This window comes from Caulobacter sp. CCH9-E1 (assembly GCF_001556515.1).
GTDB lineage: Bacteria > Pseudomonadota > Alphaproteobacteria > Caulobacterales > Caulobacteraceae > Caulobacter.
This window is the reverse complement of the sequence record NZ_LSJA01000329.1, coordinates 1-11816: the sequence shown is the minus strand read 5'-3', so window position 1 is coordinate 11816 and position 11816 is coordinate 1. Positions and strand designations below refer to the sequence as shown.

Annotated in this window: 10 protein-coding genes; 5 read left to right on the top strand and 5 right to left on the bottom strand. The window is 67.2% G+C overall.

Going from position 1 to position 11816, the window contains the following annotated elements:
* Positions 1-893: aminoacetone oxidase family FAD-binding enzyme (locus AX690_RS19160; protein WP_066730516.1), on the bottom strand; the 893-nt coding region annotated here is incomplete at its 3' end.
* Positions 894-1021: 128 nt separating this feature from the next.
* Between AX690_RS19160 and AX690_RS19155 the strand changes: the two genes are divergently transcribed.
* Together AX690_RS19155 and AX690_RS19150 are read left to right on the top strand one after the other, a co-directional pair.
* A complete protein-coding gene (locus AX690_RS19155) occupies positions 1022-2326 on the top strand; it encodes an Hsp70 family protein (protein ID WP_066681092.1) in 1305 nt (434 codons plus the stop codon).
* 174 nt (positions 2327-2500) lie between these two features.
* Complete coding sequence (locus AX690_RS19150; RefSeq protein ID WP_066681094.1) at positions 2501-4096, top strand: ice nucleation protein; 1596 nt, start codon at positions 2501-2503, stop codon at positions 4094-4096.
* On the opposite strand, the gene AX690_RS19145 is transcribed toward AX690_RS19150, so the two are convergent.
* Positions 4093-4995, bottom strand: a complete 903-nt coding sequence (locus AX690_RS19145; RefSeq protein WP_066681096.1) for a LysR family transcriptional regulator — start codon at positions 4993-4995, stop codon at positions 4093-4095. The two genes, AX690_RS19150 and AX690_RS19145, sit on opposite strands and share 4 nt — an antisense overlap.
* A 128-nt stretch (positions 4996-5123) precedes the next feature.
* On the opposite strand from AX690_RS19145, the gene AX690_RS19140 reads away from it, so the two are divergent.
* The 3 genes from AX690_RS19140 to AX690_RS19130 all read left to right on the top strand — a co-directional run bounded on the left by AX690_RS19140 (position 5124) and on the right by AX690_RS19130 (position 7052).
* The gene (locus AX690_RS19140) at positions 5124-5828 is read left to right on the top strand and encodes a pirin family protein (protein WP_066681098.1); all 705 of its coding nucleotides are present in this window, start codon (positions 5124-5126) and stop codon (positions 5826-5828) included.
* Between the two features lie 85 nt (positions 5829-5913).
* Positions 5914-6513 carry an NAD(P)H:quinone oxidoreductase gene (wrbA, locus tag AX690_RS19135; RefSeq protein WP_066681103.1) on the top strand — a complete coding sequence of 200 codons (600 nt, stop codon included), beginning with the start codon at positions 5914-5916 and terminating at the stop codon, positions 6511-6513.
* Positions 6514-6659: 146 nt separating this feature from the next.
* Positions 6660-7052 carry a hypothetical protein gene (locus AX690_RS19130; protein WP_066681104.1) on the top strand — a complete coding sequence of 131 codons (393 nt, stop codon included), beginning with the start codon at positions 6660-6662 and terminating at the stop codon, positions 7050-7052.
* A gap of 25 nt (positions 7053-7077) precedes the next feature.
* On the opposite strand, the gene AX690_RS19125 is transcribed toward AX690_RS19130, so the two are convergent.
* From AX690_RS19125 to AX690_RS19115, 3 genes are all read right to left on the bottom strand, one after another.
* Entirely contained in the window at positions 7078-7737 is a 660-nt protein-coding gene (locus tag AX690_RS19125) for a cyclopropane-fatty-acyl-phospholipid synthase family protein (RefSeq protein ID WP_066681105.1), read from the bottom strand.
* Between the two features lie 98 nt (positions 7738-7835).
* On the bottom strand, positions 7836-10523 hold the full coding sequence (gene ppdK / locus AX690_RS19120) for a pyruvate, phosphate dikinase (RefSeq protein ID WP_066681106.1): 2688 nt from the start codon (positions 10521-10523) through the stop codon (positions 7836-7838).
* Positions 10524-11035: 512 nt separating this feature from the next.
* Positions 11036-11689: a hypothetical protein gene (locus AX690_RS19115; RefSeq protein ID WP_231732242.1), complete on the bottom strand. Its 654-nt coding sequence runs from the start codon at positions 11687-11689 to the stop codon at positions 11036-11038.
* Positions 11690-11816: the final 127 nt, after the last annotated feature.

Genomic DNA, 11816 nt, shown 5'->3' with positions numbered 1-11816 from the left:
TCTTCGTCGGCGATCACCTGGGCCACGCGCTTGGGCAGCAGCGTCGACAACACGGTCGCCACCGCCTGGCGCGGCGTGGCCGTGCGAGCGGTCTTCAAGGCGGCCAGGGCGTCGACGCCCGGGGCCATGTCGACCCGAATTTCATCGCCCTCGCGCCAATACGACGAGATCTGCAGGATCGAGGGGCCCGATAGCCCCCGGTGGGTGAACAGCATCCCTTCACGGAACTTGGTCTTGCCGTGGGCGACCACGGCGTCGAGGGCGACGCCCGACAGCGGAGTCAGTCGCGCCAGCATGCCGGGCTCGAACGTCAGCGGAACCAGCGCCGGCCGCGTCTCGACGATCCCCAGCCCGAACTGCTTGGCGATGTCATAGCCCAGGCCCGTCGCGCCCATCTTCGGGATCGACTTGCCGCCGGAGGCCACGACCAGCGACTGGCAGCGAACCTTGCCCGAGGACAGCGCGACCTCGAAGCCGCCCTCGACCTTGGCCACGGTCTGGACACTGGTCTCCAGCCGCAGAACGACGCCGGCGGCCTTCATCTCGGCGAGCAGCATGTCGATGATCTGCTTGGCCGAGCCGTCGCAGAAGAGCTGGCCCAGGGTCTTTTCGTGATAGGCGATCCCGTATCGCTCGACCAAGGCGATGAAGTCCTTCGGCCGATAGCGGCGCAGGGCCGACAGCGCGAACTTCGGGTTCGCCGACAGGAAGTTATGGATCGAGGCGCCGGTGTTGGTGAAGTTGCAGCGCCCGCCGCCGCTGATGCGGATCTTCTCGCCCGGCGCCTTGGCGTGGTCGATCACCAGCACCGAGCGGCCGCGCTTGCCCGCCTCGATGGCGCACATCATGCCGGCCGCGCCCGCGCCGATCACCAGGACATCGAAGTTTTCCAAGGTTCGCCCGCTGCTTGCTCGCGCCTCTTCGAGCCGACGTCCGGTCCGGTGTCAACCGGCCGCCCTTGACGCGGCGGCGTGAGGCGTTACGACGCTCGCCCCGCCTCTCCCCAGGACCTCGAGCTCCCATGACGGCCGCCACCGCGCCGACGATCGGCGTCGACTTCGGCACCACCAACACCGTTGTCTCAATGACGCACGGCGACGACCACGCGCGCCTGGTCCGCTTCGCCATCGACAACCGCGAGCTCTTCGCCTTCCGCTCGGCGCTCAGCTTTCACAGCGTGCAGGGCGAGCGCGTGGTCGAGGCTGGGCCCTGGGCGATCGAGGCCTATCTGGAAGAGCCGTTGGAAACGCGCTTCATCCAGTCGTTCAAGACCTTCGCCGCCTCGGCCGCCTTCACCGAGACGCGGATCCTGGACAAGCGCTACCAGTTCGAGGACCTGCTGGCGGCCTTCCTACTGCGCCTGCGCGAGCACGCCGGCGCCCAGATGGACGACCTGCCGCCGCGCATCATCGTCGGCCGTCCGGTGACCTTCGCCGGCAGTTCGCCCAACGAGGCCCTGGCCCTCACGCGCTACGAGGCGGCGTTCCAGCGCCTCGGCTTCACCGACATCCGCTACGCCTACGAGCCGGTCGGCGCGGCCTTCTTCTTCGCGCGGCAGCTGAAGCAGGACGCCACGGTGCTGGTGGCCGACTTCGGCGGCGGCACCTCGGACTTCTCGCTGGTGCGGTTCGAGCGCGCGGCGGACAGGACGCTGCGCTCGACGCCGCTGTCGCGCTCGGGCGTGGGCCTAGCCGGCGACGCCTTCGACTACCGGATCATCGACCAGCTGGTCTCGCCGGAGCTGGGCAAGGGTTCGGACTATCGGTCGTTCTCGAACCGGTTGCCGATCCCCCAGCGCTACTACGCCGCCTTCGCCCGCTGGGACCAGCTGGCCCTGCTGCGCGCGTCCAAGGACATGCGCGACATCCGCGCCCTGGAGCGCACCGCGGTCGAGCCCGAAAAGATCGCCGCCCTGATCGAGGTGCTGGACGGCAATCACGGCTACGCCCTCTACCGGTCGGTTTCGGCGCTGAAGGAGGCGCTGTCGAGCTGCGACGAAGCCATGTTCCGCTTCGAAGCCGGCTCGGTGCATATCGAAAAGCGCGTGGCGAGGACCGAGTTCGAAGGCTGGATCGCGCCCGAGCTGACGGCGATCGAGACCGCCGTGGCCGAGGCGCTGGATCGCGCGGGCCTGGCCGAAACCGGCGTCGACCGCGTCTTCCTGACGGGCGGCAGCTCGTTCGTGCCGGCGGTCCGCGAAATCTTCCTGCGCCGTTTTGGGGCCGACAAGATCGAAACCGGCGGCGAGTTCGAGTCCATCGCCTCGGGCCTGGCCCTGATCGGTCGCGAAGCCGACCTCGACCTGTGGACCATGCGCGCGGGCTAAAGGTAACCAGCGGATTCAACTAGATCCTTAGAAGAGCTTTATCCCGCCTCCACAACAATAGCGGGAGGCGGAGCGCATCGCGACCGCATCTCATGGTCGCATGGCTGAGTTGTGCGCCTTGGCCTAGACTTGGCGCGAACGATTCGCGCCAGCGTATTTTGGGGCAACGAGTCCATGCCGATTTCGTACCTCTCCGCCGCACAGATCTCAGCGTTGCCTGCGACGCTGGTGCAGGGCCTTTCGACCACCAAGCTCGAGACGCTCACCACCACCCAGGTCGGTGCCCTGACCAACACGGCCTTGGCGGGGCTGAGCGCCAGCCAGGTTTCGGCCCTGTCCAATACGGCGGTCAAAGGCCTGACGGCGACGCAGATCCCGGCCTTCGCGCAGACCCTGATCTTCGACGCCGAGCAGCTGGCGTCGTTCAGCGGCGCCCAGCTCAACGCCCTGACCTCGACCCAGCTGGCCAAGCTGGACACCAGCCGACTGGACGTGCTCAGCGCCACCCAGATCGGCGGGCTGAACGCCACCCAGTTCACCGCGCTGGACGCCACCCAGATCGGCTCGCTGGAAACGACCCAGCTGAAGCTTCTGAACGCCTCGCAAATCGGCGCGATGAGCGTCACCGACGTGGCCGAAATCTCCGCCACGCAATTGCAGGCGCTGTCGGCCGCTCAGGTCTCGGCCCTGTCGTCCACCGCGATCTCGGCGCTGGACACCACCCAGTTGGACGCGCTGAGCGTCACCCAGCTCAAGGGCCTGACGGCGACGCAGGTTGGCGGGCTGAGCACCGCTCAGCTCAACTATCTCGACACCGATATCGCCCTTTTCTCCGCTTCGCAGCTGAAGGGGCTTACCAGCACCCAGGCCTCGGCGCTGTCCGACACCCAGGTCGCGGCCTTCACCGCCACCCAGGTGGCCGGCCTGAGCGCGAGCGCCTTTGGCGGCCTTTCGTCGACCCAGGTGGCCGCTCTGGGCGCCACCTACATCTCGGCCCTCACCACCACCCAGCTTAGCGGTCTCAGCACCACGGATTTCGCCGAGCTGACCCCGACCCAGGTCTCTGGCTTCACCGCGACCCAAATCGCGGCGCTGTCGGCCAGCAATATCAGCGCCCTAACCGCCACGCAGGTCGGCGCCTTGACCTCTTCCCAGTTGGCGGGGCTGACGTCGACCCAGATCGCCGGCATGACTTCCACCGACTTCGCCGAGCTGTCGAGCACCCAGATCAGAAGCTTCTCGTCGACGCAGATCGCAGGGCTTTCGTCCGCGAACGTCAGCAGTCTCGACGCGACGGCGGTTCAGGCGCTCTCGAACACGCAGGTCACCGGACTTACCGCGACCCAGTTCGCCGGACTCACCACGACCGATATCGGCGAGTTCGCTGCGACCCAGATCGGCGCCTTCTCAGCGACCCAGGTGTCCGCGTTGTCGGTAACGAACCTGGCGGCGCTGTCCCAGACCCAAATGGCGTCCATCGGGACCACGGCCATGAAGGGGCTCTCGGCCTACCAGATGCGCAGCCTGTCCTCGACCGCCTTCGCGCAACTGACGAGCACGCAGGTTCAAGGCCTGTCGGCCAGCCAGATCGGGTCCCTGTCGACCACGGTGATCTCCGGCCTCTCGACGACCCAGATCCGCTATCTGCTGCCCTCGCAGATCCCCGGCCTGACCATCAACCAGCTGGACTGGCTGTCGACCACCAACCTAGCGGCCATGACGCCGCTTCAGGTCGCGGCGTTCACCCCGGCCCAGGTCGAGAGCCTCTAGCGTCCGGAAGCGCCCAGAGTCTTGGCGAGATAGGCCGCCAGCACCTCGACCCGCGCCGGACGAGGCCCGCCTGGCGGCATGACCAGATGCAACGCGATCGGCGCGCCCTGCCACTCCGTCAGGACCTCTTCCAGGCGGCCGTCGGCCACAGCGGGCCCGACGATGAAGTCCGGCAGCAGGGCGACGCCCGAACCGGCCAGCAGCGCCGGCAGCAGGACGTCGCCGTTGTTGGCGCGGATCACCGACCGCGGCCGCACCGAGGCCTCTTCGCCGCCCTTCTGGAAACGCCAGGTCTCCGGCGCGGACTGGTGGCCATAGGTCAGGCCGCGATGCTGGGCCAGGTCGGCGGGATGGTGCGGCCGACCGTGCTTGTCCCAATAGGCGGGCGAGGCCACCAGGTGACGCTTCACCGCCCTGAGGCGCCGCGCCACCAGCGAGCTGTCCGGCAGGGCCGCCACGCGTAGCGCCAGGTCGAAACCCATGCCCACCAGATCGATGGTGGCGTCCGACAGGTGCAGCTCGATCGAGACCTCCGGATAGGCTTCGAAGAACGCGGGCAGCACCGGCCCCAGGGTGGTGATGCCCAGGGACATCGGCACGGCCATCCGGACCAGCCCGCGCGGCGCCGAGGACTGGTGCGAGGCCTCCTCCTCGGCCGCCTGGGCCTCGGCCAGGACGCGGGCGGCGCGTTCGACCAGGGACTGGCCGGCGTCGGTCAGGGCCAGGCGGCGAGAGGTCCGGTTGAACAGGCGCGAGCCCAGCCGGGTCTCCAGCCGCGTCACGGCCTTGGAGACCGTGGCCTTGGACATGGCCAGTTCATCGGCGGCGGCGGCGAACGAGCGCAGCTCCACCACCTTGGCGAACACGGCGAGGCCTTCGAGATCGGGGAGCTTGGACATGGCGATAGCTTAGTTTTGGAAACCATGTGTTTCAACAGTTTCCATTTCGGATCCCGCCAGGTCCCCTATCTTCTCCTCAACACGACGCGCCGGACTGGCGCTTCTCGAGAGACTGAAAGGTTAGAGCCATGATCGATCGCAGACCGTTCGACAAGCTTGGCGGCGCCGACCACGGTTGGCTGAAGGCCAAGCATCACTTCTCGTTCGCCAGCTACTACGACCCCCGCAACATGAACTGGGGTTCGTTGCGGGTCTGGAACGACGACGAGATCGCCCCCAACACCGGCTTCCCGCCGCATCCGCACAGCGACATGGAGATCATCACCTATGTCCGCGACGGCGCGATCACCCACCAGGACAGCCTGGGCAACAAGGGCCGCACCGTGGCCGGCGACGTCCAGGTGATGAGCGCGGGCACGGGCATCCGTCACTCGGAGTACAATCTCGAGCCGGAAACGACCCGGATCTTCCAGATCTGGATCGAGCCCAAGACCTTCGGCGCCGCGCCGTCGTGGGGCGCCAAGCCGTTTCCGAAGGGCGATCGCTCGGGCAAGTTCGTCACCCTGGCCTCGGGCTTCGCCGAAGACGCCGACGCCCTGCCGATCCGCACCGACGCCCGCGTCCTGGGCGCGACGCTGAAGGCGGGCGAGAGCACCACCTACGCCCTGGGCAAGGACCGTAGCGGCTATCTCGTCCCGGCCGTCGGGTCGGTCGAGGTCAACGGCGTCAAGCTGAACGCCCGCGACGGCGCCGGCATCAAGGACGAGGACGTGATCACCGTCACCGCCCTGGAAGACGCCGAACTGGTCCTGGTCGACGCCGCTCAGGACTAGAGTTTTCCTTCAAGAAACGGACGCGGGGAAACCTTAGCCTCGCGTCCGACCTTCCTCCCCTTCAACGACCGCAAAGGAGGCCGTCATGGCCAAGGTTCTCGTTCTCTACTACTCGTCGTACGGCCACATCGAGACGATGGCCAAGGCCGTCGCCGAAGGCGCCCGCGAAGCCGGCGCCCAGGTCGACATCAAGCGCGTCCCGGAAACCGCCCCGCTGGAAGTCGCCCAGAAGGCCCACTTCAAGCTCGACCAGGAAGCCCCGGTGGCCACGGTCGAGGACCTGGCCAACTACGACGCCGTCATCGTCGGCACGGGCACGCGCTTTGGCCGCATGAGCTCGCAGCTGGCGGCGTTCCTCGACCAGGCCGGCGGCCTGTGGGCCCGCGGCGCCCTGCACGGCAAGGTCGGCGGCGCCTTCACCTCGACGGCGACCCAGCACGGCGGCCAGGAGACCACCCTGTTCTCGATCATCACCAACCTGCTGCACTTTGGCATGGTGATCGTGGGCATGGACTACGGCCACGCCGGCCAGATGACCCTGGACGAAATCACCGGCGGCAGCCCGTACGGCGCCACCACGATCGCCGGCGGCGACGGCTCGCGTCAGCCCAGCGAGAACGAACTGACGGGCGCCCGCTACCAAGGCCGCAAGGTCGCCGAGACCGCCATCAAGCTGCACGGCTAATCCCTGCCGTCAGTCGCCGTCCGCGCCCCTCCCCCGTAAGCGGACGGCCTAGCAACCGCCCCGAGGCTCCTTCCGCCTCGGGGCGGCTTTGCGTTCGTGGTCTAGGGCTTCAAGACACGCCGCTTGCAACGGAGGCCGCGCGCCGGTTGTATGAAACCGTGCAAAAGCTGAGCTTCCTTTGGTTTCTGCTGATGCAGGCCAGTTGCTTTGGGATGGGCCTCCTGGGCGCCGCTTCAACGCTTGTTGTCTTGATTATGCCCGAGCGACGCAGGACCGTTCGGCTCCTCGTCCTTCCCGCGTTATGGCTGCTTCCGCCTGTCGCCGCCGCGGTCTTCTATCAAGGCGAAATGAAGTCGGCCGACTGGCTCGGCCATGTCAGCTTGATCATGCTGGTCGCCTATGTCGCCGCTGCGGTGTGGAGCATCGTGACGCTTCCCGGCAGCAGAGCGCTTGCCACCATCTGCGCCCTGATAAATGCGCCCTTCGCCGTGCTGAGTTCATTAGTGGTGGGCATGGCGAGCAGCGGAACCTGGCTCTAACCAGGCAGCCGCCGAACCCACGATCTCAGCGCCTCGGCCGAACCACGGCCACCAACCAGCCGCCGCCCCAGGGGGTGTTGATCACCGCCTCGTCCAGCACCTGGCCCATCGCCTTCAGGCGATGCCACAGGCGCAGGGGCTTGAGCGCCAGCCACATGGTCAGGCCCACGGCGCCGTCGGGCTTCAGGTTCGGGGCGTAGTGGGCGACCAGATCCTCGACCTCGCCCAGGTGCTCGATGCATTCGGAAAAGACCACGACATCGAAGGTCTCGTCGGTCCGGAAGGTGCGGCCATCGCCCAGCACCATCTTGACCTCGCCGATGGCGATCTCGGGCGCCAGGCGCAGCTCGCCGCGCTCGATGGCGGGCCGGGAAAAGTCGACGCCGACATAGCGGGCCGGCCGGTGGGCGCGCAGGGCTTCGTAGAACACGCCCTCGCCCGCCCCGATCTCCAGCACGCGCGGATTGGGCCAGCGGTCGGCGATCATGGCCGCCAGCAGGCGGTGGTGGTGGCGCTGCTCGGAGCGGTTCAGGCGATCGTAGATCCCGGCCTGGTACTCGGCGTCCCACTTCTCGACGGGCGCGGCCACGATCGGCTTGTGGCGCTTGCGCATGAACAGCTCGCCCAGCGCCGGATTGTCGAGCGACAGCAGCTCCGTGAACCGGCGCCAGCGCAGATAGGCCATGACTTCCCCCCGAGGTCCTCGCCACGTCGGATAGGCAAAGGGCCTCGGACTGTCCAGTCCGAGGCCCCCTGAGTGAGTTCAGGCTTGAAACGAGGGCCTCAGCCCTTGTTCGCCAGAGCCGCCTGGGCGGCCGCCAAGCGCGCGATCGGCACGCGGTAGGGCGAGCACGACACGTAGTCGAGGCCCACCGTCTCGCAGAAGCCGATCGAGGCCGGGTCGCCGCCATGCTCGCCGCAGATGCCGAGCTTGACATCCGGACGGGCCGCGCGGCCACGCTCGGCGGCGATGCGGATCAGGTCGCCGACGCCGTCCTGGTCGAGGCTGACGAAGGGGTCCTTTTCGAAGATGCCCTTGTCGATATAGGCGCCCAGGAACTTGCCGGCGTCGTCGCGGCTGATGCCGAACGTCGTCTGGGTCAGGTCGTTGGTGCCGAAGCTGAAGAACTCGGCGTTGGCGGCCAGGTCGCCGGCGCGCAGGGCCGCGCGGGGCAGCTCGATCATGGTGCCGACGGTGTACTTCAGGTCCACGCCCTGCTCTTCCAGCACCGCCTTGGCGACACGGTCGGTCAGGTCGCGCAGGTACTTCATCTCCTCGCCCTTGGCGACCAGCGGGTGCATGATCTCGGGAACCGGAGCGGCCTTGCCCGACTTGGCGATCTCGCAGGCGGCTTCCAGGATGGCGCGGACCTGCATCTCATAGATCTCGGGGTACGAGACGCCCAGGCGGCAGCCGCGGTGGCCCAGCATCGGGTTGGTCTCGTGCAGCTCCTTGGCGCGACGCATCAGCTTGGCGGCGTCCAGGCCCGTGGCCTGGGCCACGGCTTCGACGTCTTCCTCGGTGTGCGGCAGGAACTCGTGCAGCGGCGGATCCAGCAGGCGGATCGTGACCGGCAGGCCTTCCATGATCGTGAAGAGCTCGACGAAGTCGGCCTTCTGGAACGGCGCGATCTTGGCCAGGGCGGCGCGGCGGCCGTTCTCGTCGTCGGCCAGGATCATCTCTCGCACCGCGGCTATCCGGGTGTCGTCGAAGAACATGTGCTCGGTGCGGCACAGGCCGATGCCTTCCGCGCCGAACTGGCGGGCGGTCTTGGCGTCCAGCGGCGTCTCGGCGTTGGCCCGCACCTTCAGGCGGCGGACCTCGTCGGCCCAGCCCATCAAGGTGGCGAAATCGCCGGTCAGCTCGGGTTCGATCATCTTGGGCGAACCGGCCAGGATTTCCCCGGTCGAGCCGTCGATGGTGATGATCTCGCCGGCCTTGAACTCGCGGCCGCGGACGCGGAACAGGCCTTCCTTCTCGAAGATGGCGACGTCGCCGGCGCCCGAGACGCAGGCTCGGCCCATGCCGCGCGCCACGACGGCGGCGTGGCTGGTCATGCCGCCGCGGGCCGTGATGATGCCGCGGGCGGCGTGCATGCCGTGAATGTCTTCTGGCGAGGTCTCCTCGCGCACCAGGATCACGGCTTCGCCGTTGGCGGCGGCCTTCTCGGCGGCGTCGCTGTCGAAGACGATCTTGCCGGTCGCCGCGCCGGGCGAGGCCGGCAGGCCGACGGCGATCACGTCGCGGTGGGCGGTCGGGTCGATGGTCGGGTGCAGCAGCTGGTCCAGCGAGGCCGGCTCGACGCGACCGACGGCCTCCTGCTTGCTGATCACGCCTTCCGCCGCCATGTCGACCGCCACCTTCAGCGCGGCCTTGGCCGTGCGCTTACCGTTGCGGGTCTGCAGCATGTAGAGCTTGCCCTGCTCCACCGTGAACTCGATGTCCTGCATGTCGCGGTAGTGGCGCTCCAGCGTCTCGACCACGGTCTTGAACTGGCCGAACACCTCCGGCATCGCCTCTTCCATCGAGGGAGCGGTGTCGCCCATCTCCTCGCGGGCGGCCTTGGTCAGGGACTGCGGCGTGCGGATGCCCGCCACCACGTCCTCGCCCTGGGCGTTGATCAGGAACTCGCCGTACAGGCGGTTGTCGCCGTTCGACGGGTTGCGGGTGAAGGCCACGCCCGTCGCCGAGGTGTCGCCCATATTGCCGAACACCATCGACTGGACGTTCACCGCCGTGCCCCAGCTCTCGGGGATGTCGTGCATGCGGCGATAGAACTTGGCCCGGTCGTTCATCCAGCTGGCGAAGACGGCGCCGATCGCGCCCCACAGCTGCTCCTGGGCGTCCTGCGGGAACGGCTTGCCCAGGTGGTCGCGCACGGCGGCCTTGTAGTCCTTGATAACCAGGGCCCAGTCGTCGGCGGTCAGGCCGGTGTCGACATGGACGTCCAGGCGCTCCTTGTGGTCGTCCAGGATCTCCTCGAACATGTGGTGCTCCAGATTGAGCACGACGTTCGAGTACATCTGGATGAAGCGGCGGTAGCTGTCATAGGCGAAGCGGCGGTCGCCCGACAGCTTGGCCAGGCCCTCGACCGTCTCGTCGTTCAGGCCCAGGTTCAGCACGGTGTCCATCATGCCCGGCATCGAGGCCCGGGCGCCCGAGCGCACCGAGACCAGCAGCGGGTTGGCGACGTCGCCGAACGCCTTGCCCGTGATCTCCTCGACCTTGGCGAGGCCGACCTTGACCTGCTCGGCCAGCTCGGCCGGGTACTGCTTGCCGTTGGCGTAGTAGTGGACACACGCCTCGGTGGTGATCGTGAAGCCGGGGGGCACAGGCAGGCCCAGCGAAGACATCTCGGCGAGGTTGGCGCCCTTGCCCCCGAGAAGGTTCTTCATCGAGGCGTCGCCGTCGGCGCCGCCTCCGCCAAATGCATAAACCCAACGGGACTTGGTCAGCGTCTCAACCGGCATATGAAATTCACCCTGCGATAAGTGAAAAGGCCGCGCCCCTCTATTGGGAGCGTCTCACCTTGGAACAGCGCTGCTGTATGGTGATCCCGCAGTGCAATATCCGGGGCCTCAGTAGCACTTCGTTCAAGAACGCGTCCACTGGCGCTTGCCGTTCCACGCCCCATCCTGAGAATTCGGCAAATATTTCCAATGACAACGTTGTCCTGATGATAAGAGCGGCAGCAACTGGCTCTAGGCACGATTTAAATCCGCCAACCGAGAGCCTTGAAGGCGCGCGCCGACCCGCCGCCTCTGCGTCGGACGGTTTGACGACGTTCAGCCCCTGACACGTAATGCAGCCATGGCGTGTATCGCGATGACTCTTGGGAGATGAGAGGCCTCTCAACTCGGCGCACTGGAGTGACGCCGCGGCCGGCGCACACCATTGGGTCCGACACGAGGCATCAGCGCGCGACACCCCGGTACGGCTCGTTCGAAAAACGGAGGGCGGCGCTGACCGCCCCCTCCGTCGATCAGTAGCGACGGCTATGGACGGAGCGGAGATACGCTCGGTCGGCCTCGGTCATCGCGCGAGGCGCGTCGACCGCGTTGAACAGGTTCAGGATCCCTTCGGCCGGCGCGGGACGAATTCGGACGTCGGCCAGGGCGACTAGGCTGATATAATCGGCCAAAGTCGAGACCTTGACGTCGGCGGCCTTGTTGGCGTCCACGATCACCAGGGCGTTGTACGGTCTCGCATCCTTGGTCTTAAGGCCCGGAGCGGCGGAACCGTGGATCCAGCGCACGGGCTGACGGCTGGTCTTGAACCGCTCGACGTCCTGAGCGGCGACGCCTCTGTAATTGAACCGCTTGGCGCGCGTGGCCTCGGCCACCAATTCGTCGGGATCCGGCGAGAACAGAACGACCACGTTCGGCTCGCAATCGCGATGCGCATATTCCGCGCCCACCTGGTTGGCGACCTGGCGCAAGCGAGCGGCGACGTAGGCGTTGACCTCCGCCGAGGCGCCGCGGACGAGCGGGCAAACGCCTTCGCGCGCGCCGCCCGTTTGCCCCATGCGCAGGCGTCCCATCTCGGACTCCAGCCCCTGCTGACGCCGTGAATCACCGATCAAGGTGTCGCTCTGGCGAGCCGAGGCGACGGAACCGGTCGCTAGAAGAGCTAGCACGCCAACACTCAGAAGCATCCGTCGCATCGCGCGTCCTCCCAAAGGTGAAACTAAAGGGGAACACAACTTTAGAATGCCGACAAGCCTAACACCCGCAAACGAAAGTGGCGGGCGATCACTTCCAGAT